The sequence below is a fragment of the Pseudomonas sp. URMO17WK12:I7 genome, from assembly GCF_003269045.1.
GTDB lineage: Bacteria > Pseudomonadota > Gammaproteobacteria > Pseudomonadales > Pseudomonadaceae > Aquipseudomonas > Aquipseudomonas putida_J.
The window spans coordinates 84,117-104,551 of sequence record NZ_QLTL01000018.1; the positions used below are offsets into that span (position 1 = coordinate 84,117).

The window sequence follows — 20,435 nt, forward strand, 5'->3', positions numbered from 1 at the left end:
GAACTCTGTGCGGTCTCTGTAGGAGCGGGTTTACCCGCGAAGCGGCCGGGCCTGGCCAAGCAGTACTCCCAGGAGCCCACCGATGTACAAGACCATCGAAGAGCACGTACGCAAGCAAGTCGCCCCCGCTGCCCTGCGCGCCGAGTTCCGCCAGCATGAATTCGACCAGTCCCGACGCTTCTGCCAGCTCATCTTCTGCCTCAGCATCACGGTCTGGCTGATCTTCGACCTCATCGTCAGCTACTTGGGCAACCAGGGCTTCACGTGGTTGTCCGGCCTGTTCATTGGGCTGCTGTGCAGCCTCACGGTGGTCCTCGGTTTCACCCGCAAAGCCCACCACTTCGACGTGCTCAACTTGCTGTTCATTGCCATCATCACCCTGGGCATGCGCCTGATCATCGAAGGCATCCCGATCGCCCTGCGCCCGGTCTGGCTGGTGCTGGGCACCTCTACCGTGCTGTACAGCGTCTCGGTGTTGCCGGTACGACGCTGGTCGTTCTTCTGCGCCATGGCCATCACCTGGGCCATGCTCAACCCGTTCTACCGCACCAATATCGACCTGGACGACCTCGAAGCCGCGATGCTGTTGAGCTATGCCGTGTTCCTCAGCGGCCTGGTGACCTACAGCTACCTGCAGATGCGCCAGGCCAAGCTGCACAACTTCTACATGTCCAAGCTGCTGCTCGAACAGGCCTATGTCGACGTGCTGACCGAAATCCCCAATCGCCGCTCGTTCATGACCAAGGCCGAACGCCAGTTGCAACAGGGGGCTGGGCAATACCTGGCGATGATCGACATCGACAACTTCAAGAAAGTCAACGACCGCTTCGGGCATGACATTGGCGATGAAGTGCTCAAGCGTGTGGCGCTGCACATCAAGGCATCGATGGGAGCGCATGAGTTCGCCAGGCTCGGCGGCGAGGAGTTTGCGATCTTCTTCCAGGGCCTGGACCAGCAAACGGCCGAGCGAGAAGTCGGCAGCTTGTGCAAGCGTGTACGGGAAGACCAGGGCGCGCACCCGGTGACTATCAGCATCGGCCTGGCCCAGGTGGACGCTGCTGACACCCTGACCATGGCGCTGGTCAAGGCCGACCAGGCACTGTACGCGGCCAAGCACCGTGGCAAGGACCGCTTCGTGCTGTGGACTAGCCAGCTGGCAGGTGAATCCTGAACTGTGCCCCGCCCAAGGCGGATTGCGCCACCGTCAGCGTCCCGCCCTGCCCTTCGATCGCCCGGCGGCTGATCGCCAGCCCCAGGCCAAACCCACCCGTGTTGCGGTCACGGCTGCGGTCCAGCCGGTAGAAGGGCTGGAAGATCCGCTCGCGCTCCTCCACCGGAATGCCGATGCCGTCGTCCTCCACGGTCAACAGGCAGGCGCCGTCTGCCTCCAGGCGCAACCTGAGCAACAGGCTTTCATCGCAATAACGCATGGCATTGCGCACCAGGTTCTGCACCGCCCGAGCGGTCAGGCGTGGGTCCAGCACGAAACGAGGTAGATTGCCCTCGGCCTGCACCTCCCACTGGATACCTCGTGTATCCAGTTCTTCGGCAAACCCGCCGAGCACACTGTCGACCAGCTCCAGCAACGACACCTCGACCCGTTCGCGGGCCTGGTCGGCGTTATACAAGCGGCTGTACGACAGTAGCTCAAGCACCAGCTCGTCCAGCTCGCGCACATGCCCGACCAGCTCCAGCAGGCGCTTGCGGCTGGCCGCAGGCACCTCGTCAAACAGCAGCACCAGGCCGAAATCCAGCCGGGTCAGCGGCGTGCGCAGCTCGTGGGATACCGCGTTGAGCAGCTCGCGCTGTTGATTGACGTGGCGTTCAAGGTCGCTGGCCATGGTGTCGAACACCCCTGCCAGCTCACCGATGTTCGAATGCGCCGAAATGTGCGTGCGCTCGGCCATCTGCCCCTGGCCCAAGCGCCGGGCGGTTTCCTTCAGGCGCTCCAGGTCGCGCCAGTGCGGCCATACCCACAGCAGCAGGCAGCCGAGCATGGCCGCACCGATCAGCACTGTCACGCCCCAGGACAGCACGTTGATATCCAGCGGGTCCGGCGGTGAATGCAGGCTCACCAGCCAATCCTTGTCCAGAGGCGCCAGCACCGTTTCGTAATAGCCCCAGTCGCCGATGCGTACAGCGTACTGGCCATGCTCCAGGCGCGCCTGCTCCGACGGGCTCAGGCCGGCCTGGTCGTTACGCAGCAGGTTGACTTGCAACGGCGCGAACAACTTGGCCAGGTCCTGCTCCACCGCCGGCCACTGTTCGCGCGGCACCTGGCGGAACTGGCGGACGATCAGCGACTGCACGCCCTTGGCCTGATCCAGGTTGTAGGCCATGAACCGCTCGTGGAACAGGCCGACGATGGTGTCAGGGATCAACAACAGCGCGCCGGCGTAGGCCACGATGATCACCAGATACAGGCGCACCAGGATTTTCAGCATGCTCGGTCAGCACTCCCACTCGACGCGGCTGAACAGGTAACCCTTGCCCCACACGGTCTTGATCTTGCGCGCCTCACCGGCACTGTCGTCAAACTTGCGGCGCAGCTTGGAAATAGCCACGTCCACCGAGCGGTCGGTGCCGTTGAACTCGATACCGCGCAGTTGCTGCAGGATACGGTCGCGACTGAGCACCACACCGGCATTGCGTGCCAGCACCACCAGCAGGTTGTATTCACCGCTGGACAGCTCCACTTCATCGCCGCGCCAGCTGACCAGGCGCTCGGCGAGGTCGATGCGCAAGCCGCCGATGAGGATCTGGTGGTTGTCCAGGCGCGGCTCGTTGACGCTGCTGCGGCGCAACAAGGTGCGCACACGGGCCAGCAGTACCCGCGGTTCGCAAGGCTTGGTCACGTAGTCGTCGGCACCCATCTCAAGGCCCAGTACCTGGTCGTGGCTGTCGTCGCGGGCCGTCAGCATCAGGATCGGCAGGCTCTGGGATTCCTGGCGCAGCAGGCGGCACAGTTGCAAACCATCGATGCCAGGGAGCATCAGGTCGAGAATCACCAGGTCGGGGTTGTCCTGCCGAAAGGCATCCAGCACGTGGTCGCCCCGGGCAATCACCCGGACATGGAAATCGTTGCGTTGCAGGTAACTGGCGATCAGCTCGGACAGCGCGCTGTCGTCTTCGACCAGGAGAATGTTAGGCATAGGGGCTGCTGGAAAAATGGAGGGGAGCGTCACCGGCCTCTTCGCGGGCAAGCCCACTCCCACAGAATGCTGTACTGCACCTGTGGGAGCAGGCCCACCCACGAAGAAGTCGGCACAGATACCTGCAGAATATAGAAACCCACAAACCGGTAGGACTGTTCTTAACACTTTTTCACACAGGCCCTACAGGTGTTAACAGCCACCCGAGGAACGGTTGCCTTAGGATACGCAGGTCATCATCGGAAGATCCGTATGCCTATTACCCTCCCCCCGCGCCTGCGCCCCCTGGCGCTCGTGGCGCTGCTTGCTCTGTCCCTGGCCGGTTGCGACGATTCGGCTGAGCAGGAAGAAAAACAGCCCGTTCCCCAGGTCCGGGTCGAGACGCTGCAACTGCAGCCCCTGGCCATCAGTACCGAGCTGAGCGGGCGCATCCTGGCGCCGCGCACGGCAGAAGTGCGTGCGCGCGTCGCTGGCGTGGTGCTCAAACGGGTGTATCGGGAAGGCAGCGACGTCAAACAGGGCGATGTGCTGTTCCTCATCGACCCGGCGCCGTTCAAGGCCGACCACGACAGTGCCCGCGCGACCTTGGCCAAGGCCGAGGCCACGCTGTACCAGGCGCGCCTGCGAGAGCAACGCTACCGCCAGCTGGTGGACGACAAGGCCGTCAGCCGCCAGGAATACGACAACGCCCGCGCCGCCTTCCTGCAGGCCGACGCGGCCGTTGCCGAAGCCAAGGCCGCGCTGGAACGCGCCCGCCTGAACCTTGGTTACGCCACCGTCACCGCGCCGATATCCGGGCGCATCGGCCGCGCCCTGGTCACCGAAGGTGCACTGGTCGGGCAGAACGAAACCACGCCGCTGGCGACCATCCAGCAGCTCGACCCGATTCACGCCGACGTGACCCAGTCGACCCGCGAGCTCAACGCCCTGCGCCGTGCGCTACGCGCCGGTGAACTGCAGCAGGCCGGCGAAGGCCAGGCCCGCGCCACCCTGATTCAGGACGATGGCAGCGCCTACCCGCTGCCGGGCAAGCTGCTGTTCTCCGACATCAGTGTCGACCCGAGCACCAACCAGATCACCCTGCGCAGCGAGTTCCCCAACCCGGACCTCGACCTGCTGCCGGGCAGCTACGTGCGCGTGCGCCTGGAGCAGGCCGTGCAACCCAAAGGCTTGAGCGTGCCGCAGCGGGCCATCCTGCGTGACAGCGCCGGGGTGCCGAAGGTGCTGGTGGTCGATGCTCAGGCGCGCGTCAGCGAACGCCAGGTGGTACTGGGCAGCGTCCAGGGTGACCGCTGGCTGGTCAGCGAGGGGCTGGCGCCCGGCGAACGGGTGGTGGTCGAAGGCCTGCAGCACGTCAAGGCAGGCGACCAGGTCCAGGTCGACCCCGCCGCCCAGCCCATCGTCCAGCACACCGGCCAGTGAGGGCCTGATCCATGCCGCAGTTCTTCATCGACCGCCCGATCTTCGCCTGGGTCGTCGCACTGTTCATCCTGCTCGCCGGCGCCCTGGCGATCCCCCAGCTGCCGGTGGCGCAGTACCCCAACGTGGCGCCGCCGCAGGTGGAGATCTATGCCGTGTACCCGGGCGCCTCGGCAGCGACCCTGGACGAAAGCGTGGTCAGCCTGATCGAGCAGGAGCTCAATGGCGCCGACAACCTGTTGTACTTCTCGTCGCAGAGCAGCCTGGGTAGCGCCACCATCACCGCCACCTTCGAGCCAGGCACCCACCCAGACCTGGCCCAGGTGGACGTGCAGAACCGCCTCAAGGTGGTCGAGTCGCGCCTGCCGCGCCAGGTGACCCAGCAAGGCCTGCAGGTAGAGAAGGTGTCCACCGGGTTCCTGCTGCTCGGCACCCTCACCGCCGAGGACGGCAGCCTCGATGAAACCGCGCTGTCCGACATCCTTGCGCGCAATGTGATGAACGAAATCCGCCGCCTCAAGGGTGTCGGCAAGGCGCAGCTGTATGGCTCCGAACGCGCCATGCGCATCTGGATCGACCCAAGCAAGCTGATCGGTTTCAACCTCACGCCCAACGACGTGGCCGAGGCCATCGCCGCACAGAACGCCCAGGTCGCCCCCGGCAGCATCGGCGACCTGCCCGCCCGCAGCACTCAGGAAATCACCGCCAACGTGGTGGTCAAGGGCCAACTGAGCACGCCCGAGGAATTCGCCGCCATCGTCCTGCGTGCCAACCCGGATGGCTCCAGCGTCACCGTCGGCGATGTCGCCCGGGTCGAGGTCGGCGCCCAGGAGTACCAGTACGGCACGCGCCTGAACGGCAAGCCGGCCACCGCCTTCAGCGTGCAGCTGGCGCCAGGGGCCAACGCCATGGAAACCGCCACCCTGGTGCGGGCGAAGATGCAGGAGCTGTCGCGCTACTTCCCCGAAGGCGTCAAGTACGACATCCCCTACGACACCTCGCCGTTCGTCAAGGTGTCGATCCAGCAAGTCATCAGCACCCTGTTCGAGGCCATGTTGCTGGTGTTTGCGGTGATGTTCCTGTTCCTGCAGAACCTGCGCTACACGCTGATCCCGACCCTGGTGGTGCCTGTGGCGCTGATGGGCACCTTCGCTGTGATGCTGGCCATGGGCTTCTCGGTCAACGTGCTGACCCTGTTCGGCATGGTCCTGGCCATCGGCATCCTGGTCGACGACGCCATCGTGGTGGTGGAGAACGTCGAGCGGATCATGGCCGAGGAAGGCCTGCCGCCCAAGGAGGCCACGCGCAAGGCCATGGGCCAGATCAGCGGCGCCATCGTCGGCATAACCCTGGTGCTGGTGGCCGTGTTCCTGCCCATGGCCTTCATGAAAGGCTCGGTGGGGGTGATCTACCAGCAGTTCTCGCTGTCGATGGCGGTGTCGATCCTGTTCTCGGCCTTCCTCGCCCTGAGCCTGACCCCGGCGCTGTGCGCCACCTTGCTCAAGCCATTGGCCAAGGGTGAGCACCATGAGCGCAAGGGCTTCTTCGGCTGGTTCAACCGCCGCTTCGAAAGCATGAGCAACGGCTACCAGCGCTGGGTGCTGCGGGCGCTCAAGCGCAGCGGCCGCTACCTGCTGGTGTATGGCGTGCTGCTGGCGGTGCTGGGTTATGGCTTCAGCCAGCTGCCCACGGCGTTCCTGCCCACCGAAGACCAGGGCTACACCATCACCGATATCCAGCTGCCGCCGGGCGCCAGCCGCATGCGCACCGAGCAGGTGGCGGCGCAAATCGAGGCGCACAACGCCGAGGAGCCGGGGGTGGGCAACACCACGTTGATCCTTGGCTTCAGCTTCTCGGGCAGCGGCCAGAACGCCGCGCTGGCTTTCACCACGCTCAAGGACTGGTCCGAGCGCGGCACCGATGACAGCGCGCAATCGATCGCCGACCGGGCCACCATGGCCTTCACCCAGCTCAAGGACGCCGTGGCCTATTCGGTGCTGCCACCACCAATCGACGGCCTGGGCGAATCGACCGGCTTCGAATTGCGCCTGCAGGACCGCGGTGGCATGGGCCATGAAGCGCTGATGGCCGCCCGCGACGAGCTGCTGGCCGGCGCACAGAAGAGCAAGGTGCTGGCCAACGTGCGTGAGTCTTCGCTGGCGGAGAGCCCGCAGGTGCAACTGGAAATCGACCGCCGCCAGGCCAATGCCCTGGGCGTGTCGTTCGCCGACATCGGCTCGGTGCTGGATGTTGCAGTGGGCTCCAGCTACGTCAACGACTTCCCCAACCAGGGCCGCATGCAGCGGGTGGTGGTGCAGGCCGAAGGCGACCAGCGCAGCCAGGTCGAGGACCTGCTGAAAATCCACGTGCGCAACAATAGCGGCAAGATGGTACCCCTGGGTGCCTTCGTCCAGGCCAAGTGGGTCAGCGGCCCGGTGCAACTGACCCGCTACAACGGCTACCCGGCGGTGTCGATTTCCGGCGAGCCGGCGGCCGGCCACAGCTCGGGCGAGGCCATGGCCGAAATCGAGCGCCTGGTCGCACAACTGCCGGCCGGTGCTGGCCTGGAATGGACTGGCCTGTCGCTGCAGGAGCGCCTGTCCGGCAGCCAGGCGCCGCTGCTGATGGCGCTGTCGTTGCTGGTGGTGTTCCTGTGCCTGGCAGCGCTGTACGAAAGCTGGTCGATCCCTACCGCGGTGCTGCTGGTGGTGCCGCTCGGCGTGCTCGGCGCGGTGCTGGCCGTAACCTTGCGCGGCATGCCCAACGATGTGTTCTTCAAGGTCGGCCTGATTACCCTGATCGGCCTGTCGGCGAAGAACGCCATCCTGATCATCGAATTCGCCAAACACCTGGTCGACCAGGGCGTGGACGCCGCTGACGCAGCACTTCAGGCCGCACGCCTGCGCCTGCGGCCGATCGTCATGACCTCGCTGGCGTTCATCCTCGGCGTGGTGCCACTGGCCATTGCCACCGGCGCCAGCTCCGCTAGCCAGCAGGCGATCGGTACCGGGGTGATCGGCGGCATGCTCAGTGCCACGCTGGCGGTGGTGTTCGTGCCGGTGTTCTTCGTGGTGGTGATGCGTCTGGCCGGGCGCGGCCGTACCAAGGCCGAACAGGCGCAAGCCGGCGAAGCCTGACTGGACAAGCCGGGCGTTGAATGAGAGGGTTCCAGGCATTGACTGCCCGGAACCCTTTTTCATGCCTGATGCCCTGCCCCCCTGCTCCGTTCTGATCCTCGCCGGTGGCCGCGGCCAGCGCATGGGCGGGCGTGACAAAGGCCTGATGCAATGGCGCGGCGAGCCCTTGGTTGCGCATATCCACCGTACCGTGCGGCCGCTCAGCGATGACCTGGTGATTTCCTGTAACCGCAACCAGCAGGCGTATGCCGCTTATGCCGACCAACTGGTGGGGGATGCCGAAGCGGACTATCCAGGGCCACTGGCCGGTGTGATTGCCGGGCTACAAGTGGCCAGGCATGAATGGGTGGTGCTGCTGGCGTGCGATGCGCCGTTGGTTGACCAAGGCCTGATCGATGCGCTCAGGCAACGGGCTATCGACGGGAACAGTGCCGCGATGGTGCGACAGGGTGGGTATTGGCAGCCGATGTTCAGTGTATTACCACGCCGCGTGCTGCCGGTGCTGGAGCAGGCCTGGGCAGCGGGTGAGCGGAGTTTGCAGAAGGCCTTGCTGCGGGAGGCCGTGCAGGGGTTTGAGTGTGCCGGGGATGATCGCAGGTTGAGCAATTTCAATAGCCCGGAGTTGCTGCTCGACTAAATACGTGACGCGGTCGATGTAGGAGCGGCACCATGCAGTTAAAAGATCGCGCAGCGGCGCAATGCAGTTAGCCATTGGTCAGTTCCTCGATACTGATCTCGCGCATCCTGAACTTCTGCACCTTGCCGGTCACCGTCATCGGGAATTCGTCGACAAAGCGGAAATACCTGGGCACCTTGAAGTGCGCGATCCGCGCCTTCGCCCACTCGCGCAGCTCGTCCGCGCTCGCGATGTGCCCCGGGTGCAGGCGTACCCAGGCGACGATCTCCTCGCCATACTTGCTGCACGGCACGCCAATCACCTGCACATCGGCCACCGCCGGGTGGGTGAAGAAGAACTCCTCCAGCTCCCGTGGGTAGATGTTCTCGCCGCCGCGAATGATCATGTCCTTGCTGCGCCCAACGATGCGCACGTAGCCCTGCTCGTCCATCACCGCCAGGTCGCCGGTGTGCATCCAGCCGTCACTGTCGATGCTCTCGGCGGTGGCCTTGGGGTTGTTCCAGTAGCCAAGCATCACGCTGTAGCCGCGGGTGCACAGCTCGCCGATCTCGCCACGCGGCACCGTATTGCCGTCGGCATCGATCACCTTGTTCTCCAGCAGAGGCTGTGTGCGCCCAACGCTGGTCACGCGGCGCTCCAGGTCGTCGTCGGGGCCCGTCTGCAGCGACACCGGGCTGGTTTCGGTCATGCCGTAGGCAATCTGCACCTCGGCCATGTGCATTTCGCCGATTACCCGGCGCATCACTTCGATGGGGCAAGTGGCGCCGGCCATGATCCCGGTGCGCAGGCTCGACAGGTCGAAGTCGCCGCGCTGCGGGTGATCCAGCTCGGCGATGAACATGGTCGGTACGCCATACAGGGCGGTGGCCTTTTCCTCGGCCACGGCGCGCAGGGTCGCCAGCGGGTCGAAGGCGTCATTCGGGTAGATCAGCGTGCTGCCGTGGGTCATGCAACCGAGGTTGGCCATGACCATGCCGAAGCAGTGGTACAGCGGTACCGGTACGACCAGGCGGTCATGCTCGGTCAGGCCCAGGCTTTCGCCGACCATGTAGCCGTTGTTGAGGATGTTGCTGTGGCTGAGCGTGGCGCCCTTGGGGAAGCCAGTGGTACCGGAGGTGTACTGGATGTTGATCGGGTCGTCGCAGCGCAATTGCGCCTGGCGCTCGGCCAAGGCAGCAGGGCTGACGGACTGGGCGCGGGCTTGCAATTCATGCCAGGCGAGGAAGCCGGGCGGCGGTGACACCGCCAGGCTGACCACACCGCGCAGTTCGGGGAAGCGCTCGCAGCCCAAGGCACCGGGCTGACCGTTTAGCAGGCCCGGGACCAGGCCCAGCAGCATGGCGTGGTAATCGGAAGCCTTGAAGGCGTCGGCACAGATCACCCAGCGGCAGCCGGACTGGCCGAGCGCGTAGTCCAGCTCACTGGAACGGTAAGCCGGGTTGATGTTGACCAGGATCGCGCCGACCTTGGCGCTGGCAAACTGGGTGATGCACCATTCGGCGCAGTTGGGCGCCCAGATGCCCAAGCGGTCGCCGGGTTGTACGCCCAGGGCCATGAGTGCGCGGGCGTGCTGGTCGACGGCGTCGGCCAGCTGCTGCCAGGTGTAGCGCAGGGCCTGGTGGCGGACCACCAGCGCATCGCGCTCGGGGAAGCGGGCGACGGTGGTGTCGAAGGCATCGCCGATGCATTGGCTGAGCAGGGCCTTGGTCTGGTTGCCCTGGGAGTAGCTTGGCTGAGACATCGGCATTCTCTTGTTGTTCTTGTGTTGATAGAACCGGCCTCTTCGCGGGTAAAACCGCTCCCACAAGATCACCACAGTATTCGAAAACAGCGCCGTAACTGTGGGAGCGGGTTTACCCGCGAAGGGTCCTGCACTGAACTACCTTACGAACACCTGCGGCGTGGTGGTGGACATGTCCCCCCCCGGCAACTTGATGTTCTTCACCTTCTCCAGCGTCTGAGGGTCGAACACCGCCAAGTCGTTGAAGGTACCGCCCAGGTACAACTTGTCGCCCTTCTTGTCGAAGGTCACGCAGTAATAGGTGTGCTCCAGATTAGCCGCCTTGATCAGCTTGCGCTGCTTGATGTCGTACTTGGCCAGGCGGTTGAGCACACCGTAGATCTGGTTCGGATCTTTCGGTGAACGCAGGCCGGTGAAGTACAGCTCGGTCAGGTCGGCGAACTCCTGGGTGTGGGTCTTGCCGGTCTTGAGGTCGACACTCAGGTAGCCATACAGCAGCTCGGCCTCGTTCGGGTCCTGCTTGGCGTCTTTGAACTTGGCGATGGTGTAGAGCATCGAGAACTCGTGGCGCGGGCTCTGGTGCGGCCAGAAGTACAGCACATCCGGGGCGCTGTAGCCCTTGCGGTTCCAGTTGCGCAGCGGCAGCGCCACCGTGTACTTGCCGGTCTTGACGTCCATCTTGTAGATGTCCGGCCCGGCGACGAACAGGCTGCCGTCGTCGGCGGCGCGCATCAGGTAGACCTGGCGCGGCATCGGGAAGGTACGCACCGGCTTGGCCTCCAGGCCATCTGCGGTGCTGTACACCTCCAGGCGCGGTGGTTTGACCACATAGTGGTCGTTCAGGTGCTGGGTCGGGTTGACCGTGGCGTACACCTCTTTGCCATCGGGGCTCAGGGCGAACGAGTACATCGACTTGCCGACTTCGCCCGGCACGCTGGAGAGGTTGGCGTGGAAAGTGGTCTTGCAGGTGTCCAGGTCGATGCCGTAGATGTCGGCATAGTGGTTGTTGAGCACGTAGGCGGTGCGGTTGTCCGGCGCCATCATCGCGGTGCCGGGGCCGAACTTGTCGGGCATCTGGCAGCTTTTGTACAGCGTGTCGCTGGCCACGTCGATGACGTGCAGGTTGTTCGGGTAGTTGGTGGTGATCAGGTATTCCTGGCCAGCCTTGAGGGCCGGCCCGGCATCGTCGGCCTGTACCGCCCAGGCGCAGGCCGTGGCGGCGATGGTCAGCGCAAGTTGCGCGCAGCGTCCAGCTTTCATGCGGTTTCCCCTTGTCATTCTTGTTGGGCCGGTCACTTGTCTTTCGGGAACACGGTGCCGAGGTTGCGCCAGTCTTCCTGGGAGTTGTTCGCCTGGGCGTTCCAGTCCTGGTAGGTGCTCATCATGTCCGGCACCTGGGCCGGCCACCAGCAAGGGTCGGAACAACCATAAAGGTCGGCTTCCATCGGCTGGCACAGCGAGCTGACGCCACCAAAGGCGTCCACTTCCCAACCCGGGTCGGTGGTGGCGGTGCAACCAGCCACCGCGCTCATGGCCATGACTTCTTCGACGCGGTCTTCGGCGGCGGCCTGCTCGAGGATGCGCGCCTTGTTGTTCAGGGGCTTCAAGTGCTTCATGTCAGTGCGCCTTCCGCGGGGTGATGTAGTGGTCGATGAAGGCCGGGTTGGCGGCCATGATGCGGCTGTAGACTTCGATGCCGAAATCGACCCAGTCGCGCATCAGCTCGCAGTAGTGGTAGGTCGGGTGCTGCGGGTCGCCGTAGCGGGCGTAGCTCTCGTGGTAGCAGCCGCCGGAGCACAGGTTACGGATGCGGCAGCTTTCGCAGCCGGTGTTGCTGCGGTCCAGGCGCTGGGACAGGAAGTCGTTGAGCTGAGCCTGCTTCACCCCCTGGTGCACGTTGCCGAAGGTTGGCAGGCTAGAGCCGGTGAAGCGGTGGCACAGGTTCAGCTCGCCCTCGTGGTCCACGGCCAGCATCTTCAGCCCGGCACCGCACGGCAGGGCCTTCTTGTGGCCTTCGTGGATGTCGGTGATCAGCTGGTGCAGGTTGGAGAAGCCGATATTGCGGTGCTCCAGCGCCGCCTCCAGGTACTTGCGGCCAAGTGCCTTCATGTTGGTGAACACCTGCACCAGCTCTTCGCTGGTGAGGTTGAAGTCGGCCATGTCGCCGGAAGTGACCGGGGCAAAGCCGACTTCGGCGAAGCCCATTTCGTTGAACAGGTGGTTCCAGATGGTTTCGACGTCGGTGATGCCACGGGTCAGCGTGACCCGCGCCCCCACCGGGCGGCTGGTGTAGCGCGACAGCAGCAGGTCGGCCTTGCGCCGCACCACGTCATAGGTGCCCTGCCCGCCCACGGTGATACGGTTGCGGTCGTGCACGGTCTTCGGGCCGTCGATGCTGATCGACAAACCGAAGCGGTGGGCGTTGAGCCAGTCGATGATCTCTTCGGTGAGCAGGGTCGCGTTGGTGGTCATGATGAACTCCACCTGCTTGCCGGCTTCGGCGAAGCGCCGCTCGCAGTAGGCGACCATGTGCTCGATCAGCGGCCGGTTGGACAGCGGCTCGCCACCGAAGAACACCACGCTGTAGCGTTGCTCGTTGGGCGACTCCTTGAGCAGCATCTCCACCGAGGCTTCGGCGGTGGCGGTGCTCATCTTCTTGCCGGCGGACGGTTTGTCCAGGTCTTCCTTGTAGCAGTAGGTGCAGCTGAGGTTGCAACCGGTGTTGACGTTGAGCACCACGGTGTTCAGCGCTGTGCGCTCGACCTGCTTGAGGGCGATTTCCGGGGTCAGCGGCGAGCCGTCGCTGACCAGTTCCAGCGCGATCAGCTCGCGCAGGGTGTCCTGGATATCATCGCCGGCAAACTGCTGGCCAAGGCGCTGCATCAGCTCCTCGGCCGAGCAGCCTTGCTGGCGCAAAGTATCGATGATGCTGCCTGTCACCGCATCGGTGGCAAACAGCGAACTGCTGGGAATATGGAACAGCATGCGGTTGGCATCGACCTGCACTTCGTGCAGGTTGCGCTCGACCAGGTTCAGTAGTACGCCCATGGCGACCTCCCGATAATCGATCCGTTGGAAAAACCGTTATGCCCTGCCGTTATGGCAGCGGCGGGTTGTTCCAGCGCTGAACGGTGACGATCATGTGCCCTTCGCCAGTCTGGCCACCGTCGGCCAGCGTGGCGATGACTTTCAGGTTGCCGGCGTTGTTGGTCATCATCTTGCGCTCAGGGTTGGGGCCGGCACCGCCGGGTACGAACACGCCATCGGCCTGCATCTGCCCGGCGAACTTGACGTCCTCGTCTTCACCAGCACGCTCGTTGAAGGGTTCCACCGCCCAGGTAGCCGGCAGATAGCCGATACGCAGTGGCTGGCCGCTGGCGTCCTTGCCCCAGGCTTCGGCTTCGAAACGGCCCTGGACCTTGGGTACCGAAGCGCCGTTCTCGCCGATACGGGCAATGGAGAACGCCGGCACCACCTTCACTTCCTCGACCTTGTCGTAGACCGCCAGGTTGACGCCCTTGAGCGCACCGACCGTGACCTCGCGCTGGCCAGGCTTGGCATCTGCCGCAGCGCGGGCCTTCACGCGCACCAGGGTCGGGGTCTGCTCCAGCACCTCGGTCACCTCCACACCAGCCCCCAGTTCAGGCTTGCCGGCCAGGCCGGTGCCGACCAGGGTGATCTCGCTTTCGCCCCCGGCCTTGATGAACTCAGGCTGAACCGCCAGCAAGCGCGCCTTGCCTTCTTTGGCTGCGGTGAAGTCCAGGCCACGCTCGTCGTGATCGGCTTCGAACATGCGGCCTTTCATTTCGCCATCCAGCGCAGCGAACACCTGGCGCAGGTTGCTGTCGCCGACCTGTACGTTGCCGCGCCACTCATAGCCGTTGTAGAGAATGGCCGTGCCAGTGCCGTTGAACGGGGTACCGTCGGCGTAGCTGCCTTTGACCTCGACCTTGAAGGTATCGCCCTGCTCGGCACTGACCGTCATCACCCCGCGCACATCGCCCTTGGCCAGCATGTGGCCGCTGAACGCCCACTGCCCCGGCAGCGCGTCGGCGGTCGGCTTGGCCTGCTGCCACTCGGCCCAGGCCGGGCTTTCCAGCGGGAAGCGCTTGGCCAGGTTCGGGACCACTTGCTTGAGGGCGATTTCCAGCCAGTCGCGGTCACGCGCCTGGGCCTGGTATTCGAGGGATGGCCATTGGCCGAGGTGGAAGTTGATCAGGTGTTCCCACTCCTGCGCCGGGCGGCGCTGCAAGGCGACACGGGCACCGGAGTGGCAACGGCCACAGGTTTCGCTGAGCTGGGTGTCGAAGTGCTCGACAGTGTTGAGCCGGCGCTCCATGGCGTAGCGCACGCCATCGGTCTCGCTTGGCGCCAGGCCCTGCTTGTCGGCCAGGTACTTGACCAGGGTACGTCGGTCATCGTCGCTGATTTGCAGGCCATGCATGACTTGCATGCGGGCGATGCTCATCAGCCAGCCTTCCGGGGTCTTGCGCTGGTGGCTGATGCGGCTGTAGGTATCGTTGCCCTCGGGGATATGGCACCCCATGCACTTGTTCTGCAACAGGCTCGGGCCCTGCTCGGCCGCCATGGCCTGGGTGCCCAGCAGTGCGGCGGCGACCAGCGCCAGTTTGCCCGCCTGCCGCCGGAGTCGAGTCGTCTTCAAGGTCAGACCTCCACGGTTGTTGTTCTTATCGTTTTTCACACGCTTTGGTACAGCAGGTGTGCTTGTGACGGTTGTGATACAGAAACTGTGCCAAGTGCTGCAAAGGCGTTGTATTTCAGGCTTTTAGCTGGCCTGAAGGGGCAGCCTGATGCGTTGCCGGGCTAGCCGGAGCGTGCCATTTCGCGACAGCGTGTTTCATCCTGAGACAGGGCCTGCTGCGCAGGCCATCGCAGGCAAGCCAGCTCCCACAGGAAAAGCGCATGGCCACGGCTCAACACAGTGCCCGCGTAGAGGCCGGCACAGCCACTGTTTCATCACCGTCTCACACTGTCTCAATGTGCAACAGCGCACGCCTGCAATCTCAACCTTGCAACGTGGCAAAACCCATGTAGTTCAGCGCCTTGCGGCCATCGACCGACCTTGGCACGGCCATTGCGCCTGTACCGGCCACATCCAATGACAAGAGGCACAGCCCCATGCTTTCCGAACTGCCCATCCTGCCCGCCACCCGCGCCTTCCTCGAACGCACGCTGAAGATGCGCATCGGCGCCGACTGGCAGGACGCCGCCAGCGGTCGCACGCTGTCCTTGCGCAACCCGGCCACGGGTGAAGTCCTCGGTGAAGTGCCCGCCGCCGAGCAGCAAGACGTCGACCGCGCCGTACGCGCCGCCCGCCAGGCCTTCGATGACTCGCCGTGGAGCCGCGTGCGCCCGCGCGAGCGGCAGAACCTGCTGTGGCGCCTGGCCGACCTGATGGAGCGCGACGCCCAGCAGCTGGCCGAGCTGGAATGCTTGAACAATGGCAAGAGCGCTGCGGTGGCCAAGGTCATGGACGTGCAGCTGGCCATCGACTTCCTGCGCTACATGGCCGGCTGGGCCACCAAGATCGAGGGTAGCACCGTCGAAGCGTCCATGCCGTTGATGCCCAACGACCAGTTCCATGGCTTCGTGCGCCGCGAGGCCGTCGGGGTGGTCGGTGCCATCGTCGCCTGGAACTTCCCGCTGCTGCTGGCCTGCTGGAAGCTCGGCCCAGCCCTGGCCACCGGCTGCACCGTGGTGCTCAAGCCCGCCGACGAAACCCCGCTGACGGCGCTCAAGCTGGCTGAGCTGGTAGACGAGGCAGGCTACCCGGCCGGGGTGTTCAACGTCATCACCGGCACCGGCCTGAACGCCGGCGCAGCGCTGAGCCGCCACCCAGGCGTGGACAAGCTGACCTTCACCGGCTCCACCGAAGTGGGCAAGCTGATCGGCAAGGCGGCCATGGACAACATGACCCGCGTCACCCTGGAGCTCGGCGGCAAGTCGCCGACCATCATCATGCCCGACGCCAACCTGCAGGAAGCCGCCGCCGGCGCCGCCACGGCGATCTTCTTCAACCAGGGCCAGGTGTGCTGCGCAGGCTCGCGCCTGTATGTGCACCGCAAGCACTTCGACAACGTGGTGGCCGACATCGCCGGCATTGCCAACGGCATGAAGCTCGGCAGCGGCCTGGACCCAGCGGTACAGATGGGGCCGCTGATCTCGGCCAAGCAGCAGGACCGGGTCACCGGCTACATCGAGCTCGGCCGTGAACTGGGGGCGACCATCGCCTGTGGCGGTGAAGGGTTCGGCCCGGGTTACTTCGTCAAACCGACGGTGATCGTCGACGTCGACCAGCGCCATCGCCTGGTACAGGAAGAGATCTTCGGGCCGGTTCTGGTGGCGATGCCGTTCGACGACATCGACGAAGTGATCGGCATGGCCAACGACAACCCTTATGGCCTGGGCGCGAGCATCTGGTCCAACGACCTGGCGGCAGTACACCGGATGATTCCGCGCATCAAGTCGGGGTCGGTGTGGGTCAACTGCCACAGCGCGCTGGACCCGGCGCTGCCGTTTGGTGGCTACAAGATGTCCGGTGTCGGCCGTGAGATGGGCGCTGCAGCCATCGAGCACTACACCGAGCTCAAATCGGTGCTGATCAAGCTCTGATTTAAAGTCTGGGGCTGCGAAGCGGCCCCAAGATCTCAGATGTAACCCTGCTCGCCGAGCCACCGCCGCAGCATCATCTGTTGTTCCCTGGATTTTCCATTTAAGACTTCATCAAGCAATTCACCTGCCAGCAAACTGCACACCACCGGCGCCAGCTCGATCCCCTGCACATGCCAAACCCCCAATGGCTGATCCGCCGTCACCACCACCTCGGCCTCGTCCACGAATCCATCGCGCAATACAGGCCGCCGCGCCACCCGCACCGCCGCCCAGTCCGCCGCCAGGTGCAACGGCTGCGCATCCGGCCATACCTGACGGCGCCTCCAGAATGGCTGCCCGGCACGTTCAAGCTCCTGCCCGTAAAAATCCCGCCCGATACGGGCAAACCGCAGGAACAGCTGCTTGATCCGCTGCTGATGGAACTGCTTGGCCAAACCCGCGCGCTCTGGCCGGCGCAGCAAGGTATTGATCACCACTGGCGCCTGCAGCGCAGACGACAGCGACTGGAAAATCCCGTTCCCCGACAATGGGTCCACCGCCATCGCCGCATCGCCCACCCGCAACCAGTCGTCCCCGACACAGTCGCCAGCGAGAATGGCCGTGCTGCTGCGCGCATGCACCTGTGCAGGCTCCAGCGCATGCCCATCGAACAGCTCGGCCACCAGCGCCGACGCACGACGGCGTGCGGCGCAAAATTCGGGCAGCGCCGCCTTGCCCGGTAGCCCCTCGGCGTCCAGGGTCACCTGCCAATAGCAGCGCCCGTCGGCCAAGCGGGCCATCCAGGCCCAGCCATCGTCCAGGCTTTCCACCGCCGACGCCGGCTTGCCAGGTGCTGATTGCCAGAGGTTGAGCAGGCTCACCGTTTCCGGCCCGCGCAAACGGTCCGCCGCCAACGGTGCCTGTCGGCCACGTGCCTCGACCAGGAAGTCGCCCTGAAGCAGCTGCCCATCATCCAGCCGCACCTGATAGCCCTCGGCGCGCACAACGTCACGCACACGCCCTTGTACCAGTGTCACACCTGCACGCAGCAAGTCATTACGCAACGCACGATCAAAGCGCTGGCGGTCAAGCAGGTATTCCTGATTGAGTTGCAGGTGCTGGCCACTCCAGCGCACCTGCCGTGTCGCTGGCACCGCCGCCTCGGCCAGGGCGCCGCCCAGCCCGGCATGGCGCAGCCCTTCCAGTACCCGCTGCGAAACCCCTTCCACGGCGGCAAAACGCCGCCAGTCGGAGACCACCGTCACCGGGTAACCCAGCCGGCGCAGGCCCAGCGCGGTAGCGGCGCCGGCAGGCCCGGCGCCCAACACCAGAATGCGCGGTTCAGGCATCTGCCGCACCTCGACGCTCTGGCCCGCTGAACGTGGCATGCGCCTGCAGCCAGGCATGCACCTGCTGGCGGTCCATGCCAGGCTGACGCTGCAACAGCGCCGCAATCCGCCCAGCGACAGCGGCACAACCCAGGCTTGCCCCCGCCATGCCGCGCTCGCCCACGTAACCACCGAAATCGGCCTGGGCAGTACCCAGCCAAGACCACTGCCCCGGCGTGCAACGGGCATCACCGGTAATACGGATGACGCCCGGGTAGCAGGCCGGATACACCGCATTACCCTGCGCCGGGCTGGACGCACAAAGCAGCACCCCGGCTGCCTGCACCTCGGCGCACGCCTGGCGCAGCACCGGCCGATCCTGCTGCAGGCCAAGGCTGAGGTTGATCAACGTAACGCCCTGCTCCGCCAACCAGAACAACCCGGCGGCAACCTGCAAGGCGCTGGTACTGCCTTGCTCGGTAAACACCTGGGCCAGCAACAGCGGCAGCTCGCCGGCTTCAGCTTGCAGCCTGGTGACCACGGCGCTGCCATGACCAAGCCGGTCTGGTTGCAATTCGCCCTCGCACAGCACGCCCTCTTCCAGCCAGAAGCGTCGCGCCATGACCAATGCCTGCGAGGGCGCACAACCACTGTCGATCACACCGACCCTGAACTCAGCGGCCATGCTTGATCGCCTCCTGGGGCAATACGCGCAATTGCCCACCTTGCAGATGCAGATGCAGGTCGGCATCGGCCAGCGTCGAGGCGCGGTGGCTGATCAAGATGCGCGTGCGCCCGGCGAACAGTTGGTCGATGGCGGCAATCACTTCGCGTTCGGTGGCTTCGTCCACCGCCGAGGTGGCTTCGTCGAGCACCAGGATCGAAGGGGCCTGGAGCACCGCCCGAGCGATGGCGATACGTTGCTTCTGCCCACCGGAGAGCTGCTGGCCACGCTCACCGAGCAACCCGTCCAGCCCCAGCGGCAGGCTCTCGACCAGGCTGTCCAGGTGGGCCAGTTGCACCACCCGTTCCAGCTCCCCACGGCTGGCCTGCGGGGCGCCATAGGCCAGGTTCTGCGCCAGGGTGCCGCGGAACAGCACGATGTCCTGGCTGACCACGGCGATGCGCTGGCGCACGGCGGCCAGATCGAGTTCGCGCAGGTCGGCGCCGTCGAGCAGGATGCGCCCGGCATCCGGGTCATAGAAACGCTGCAGCAGGTCGATCAGGGTCGATTTGCCGACACCGGAGGCACCGCTGATGGCGACTTTCAGGCCTGCGGCGATGCAGGCATCGACCTGGGCCAGCACCGCACCCTGGCGCCCGTCATGGGCAAAGCACACGCCTTCCAGGCGCAGCTCGCCCGGCCCGTGGGGCATGGGCCTGGGCGTTTCTGCTTCGCGCACTGCCACGGCCTCCTGCTTCAGCTCCATTACCCGGCCCAGGCTCACCGCCATGCGCTGCACCGCCACGTACAGGCCTAACAGGCTCTGCACCGGGCCGACCGCCATGCCCATGTAGGTGGAAAACGCAATCAGTGCGCCGAGCTGCCAGGTGCCCTGGATCACCCACCAGCCACCGACCAGGAACGCGCAGGCGCGGCACCAGGAGGTCAAGGTGCCAGGGATCGCCTGGGTGAAGAACTCGGTGACCTGCACCTTGAGCAGCTGGCGCATGTAGCCCTGCCCCAACTGGTCCAGGCGCCCGGCCTCGCGATTTTGCTGGCCGGCAGCCTGAATGAACTTCATCGCCGGCAATGTCTCGACCAGAAACGACGACACGTCCGCCGAGCGCTCGCGCAGGTTGCGCACCTCGCGCTCAACCTTGCGCCGCATCCAGCGCAGCCACAGCACTTCGATCGGGATCAACAGCGCCAGCAGCAACGACAGTTGCCAGGACAGCATCAACATCAGCGCCACCGCGCCCACCAGGCCAATCACCGCCGATACCGCCGAGAACAGCGAATCCACGGCAAAACGCTGGATCTCGGCAACATCACCGTCGAGCCGCGAGAGAATGTCACCGGTACGCCGGCGCCCGTAGAAGGTCGGCGACAGCTGCTGCAAGTGGCGGTACAGGTCATCGCGCAGGGCGAACAGAATACGCCCCGACAAACGTGTGTGCAGGTAGCGGTTGACGCCCGCCAGCACCGTGCCCAGCAGGCCGGCGCCAATCATGATCGCGGCCATGTGCCAGAGGGTCTGGTAGTCCTTGGCCAACAGGCCTTCGTCGATCAGCGTCTTGACCAGCCAGGGTTGTACCAAGGCCAGCAGCGATGCGCCGAAGGACAAGCCCAACAGCACGCCGATAGCCCGTCGATGGGGGCGGACGAAACCGTACAGCCAAGCCAGGGCCTGGCGCATGAGGAGCGGGTTGCTGGACTCCACCAGCCTGGCGAACAGGTTACCCATG

Annotated in this window: 15 protein-coding genes; 5 read left to right on the plus strand and 10 right to left on the minus strand. The window is 65.0% G+C overall.

Going from position 1 to position 20,435, the window contains the following annotated elements; translation table 11 throughout:
• Window positions 1-82: 82 nt before the first annotated feature.
• Window positions 83-1,171: a GGDEF domain-containing protein gene (locus H040_RS22655; protein WP_027916679.1), complete on the plus strand. Its 1,089-nt coding sequence runs from the start codon at window positions 83-85 to the stop codon at window positions 1,169-1,171.
• Here H040_RS22655 and H040_RS22660 read toward each other — a convergent pair.
• Together H040_RS22660 and H040_RS22665 are read right to left on the minus strand one after the other, a co-directional pair.
• On the minus strand, window positions 1,146-2,444 hold the full coding sequence (locus tag H040_RS22660) for an ATP-binding protein (protein ID WP_027916680.1): 1,299 nt from the start codon (window positions 2,442-2,444) through the stop codon (window positions 1,146-1,148). The genes H040_RS22655 and H040_RS22660 overlap by 26 nt on opposite strands.
• Window positions 2,445-2,450: 6 nt before the next feature.
• On the minus strand, window positions 2,451-3,152 hold the full coding sequence (locus H040_RS22665) for a response regulator transcription factor (protein WP_027916681.1): 702 nt from the start codon (window positions 3,150-3,152) through the stop codon (window positions 2,451-2,453).
• A gap of 252 nt (window positions 3,153-3,404) precedes the next feature.
• Here H040_RS22665 and H040_RS22670 point away from each other — a divergent pair, with 252 nt between their 5' ends.
• The 3 genes from H040_RS22670 to mobA all read left to right on the plus strand — a co-directional run bounded on the left by H040_RS22670 (window position 3,405) and on the right by mobA (window position 8,345).
• Window positions 3,405-4,574, plus strand: coding sequence for an efflux RND transporter periplasmic adaptor subunit (locus H040_RS22670; RefSeq protein ID WP_027916682.1), 1,170 nt, complete (start codon window positions 3,405-3,407; stop codon window positions 4,572-4,574).
• Window positions 4,575-4,585: 11 nt separating this feature from the next.
• Entirely contained in the window at window positions 4,586-7,708 is a 3,123-nt protein-coding gene (locus H040_RS22675; RefSeq protein ID WP_027916683.1) for an efflux RND transporter permease subunit, read from the plus strand.
• Window positions 7,709-7,769: 61 nt separating this feature from the next.
• Complete coding sequence (gene mobA, locus H040_RS22680; RefSeq protein ID WP_027916684.1) at window positions 7,770-8,345, plus strand: molybdenum cofactor guanylyltransferase MobA; 576 nt, start codon at window positions 7,770-7,772, stop codon at window positions 8,343-8,345.
• Between the two features lie 67 nt (window positions 8,346-8,412).
• On the opposite strand, the gene H040_RS22685 is transcribed toward mobA, so the two are convergent.
• The 5 genes from H040_RS22685 to peaA all read right to left on the minus strand — a co-directional run bounded on the left by H040_RS22685 (window position 8,413) and on the right by peaA (window position 14,749).
• Entirely contained in the window at window positions 8,413-10,086 is a 1,674-nt protein-coding gene (locus tag H040_RS22685; protein ID WP_027916685.1) for a fatty acid CoA ligase family protein, read from the minus strand.
• A 138-nt stretch (window positions 10,087-10,224) separates the two neighbouring features.
• Entirely contained in the window at window positions 10,225-11,346 is a 1,122-nt protein-coding gene (gene peaD, locus H040_RS22690; protein WP_027916686.1) for a quinohemoprotein amine dehydrogenase subunit beta, read from the minus strand.
• 32 nt (window positions 11,347-11,378) lie between these two features.
• Window positions 11,379-11,702, minus strand: a complete 324-nt coding sequence (qhpC, locus tag H040_RS22695; protein WP_027916687.1) for a quinohemoprotein amine dehydrogenase subunit gamma — start codon at window positions 11,700-11,702, stop codon at window positions 11,379-11,381.
• 1 nt (window position 11,703) lies between these two features.
• A complete protein-coding gene (gene peaB, locus H040_RS22700) occupies window positions 11,704-13,134 on the minus strand; it encodes a quinohemoprotein amine dehydrogenase maturation protein (protein WP_027916688.1) in 1,431 nt (476 codons plus the stop codon).
• Window positions 13,135-13,183: 49 nt separating this feature from the next.
• A complete protein-coding gene (gene peaA, locus H040_RS22705; RefSeq protein WP_027916689.1) occupies window positions 13,184-14,749 on the minus strand; it encodes a quinohemoprotein amine dehydrogenase subunit alpha in 1,566 nt (521 codons plus the stop codon).
• 476 nt (window positions 14,750-15,225) lie between these two features.
• On the opposite strand from peaA, the gene H040_RS22710 reads away from it, so the two are divergent.
• Window positions 15,226-16,719 (plus strand): aldehyde dehydrogenase family protein, encoded by a 1,494-nt coding sequence (locus H040_RS22710; protein WP_027916690.1) that lies wholly within the window; start codon window positions 15,226-15,228, stop codon window positions 16,717-16,719.
• A gap of 35 nt (window positions 16,720-16,754) precedes the next feature.
• Here the strand turns inward: H040_RS22710 and qhpG are convergent, their stop codons facing one another.
• Genes qhpG through H040_RS22725 form a run of 3 tightly spaced genes read right to left on the minus strand, consistent with a single transcriptional unit; the run spans window position 16,755 to window position 20,434 of the window.
• Window positions 16,755-18,047, minus strand: a complete 1,293-nt coding sequence (qhpG, locus tag H040_RS22715; protein ID WP_027916691.1) for a flavin-dependent monooxygenase QhpG — start codon at window positions 18,045-18,047, stop codon at window positions 16,755-16,757.
• Window positions 18,040-18,711 carry a subtilisin-like serine protease QhpE gene (qhpE, locus tag H040_RS22720; RefSeq protein ID WP_027916692.1) on the minus strand — a complete coding sequence of 224 codons (672 nt, stop codon included), beginning with the start codon at window positions 18,709-18,711 and terminating at the stop codon, window positions 18,040-18,042. The genes qhpG and qhpE overlap by 8 nt, the downstream gene beginning before the upstream one ends.
• Window positions 18,701-20,434: an ABC transporter ATP-binding protein gene (locus H040_RS22725; protein ID WP_027916693.1), complete on the minus strand. Its 1,734-nt coding sequence runs from the start codon at window positions 20,432-20,434 to the stop codon at window positions 18,701-18,703. The genes qhpE and H040_RS22725 overlap by 11 nt, the downstream gene beginning before the upstream one ends.
• Between the last annotated feature and the right edge of the window lies 1 nt (window position 20,435).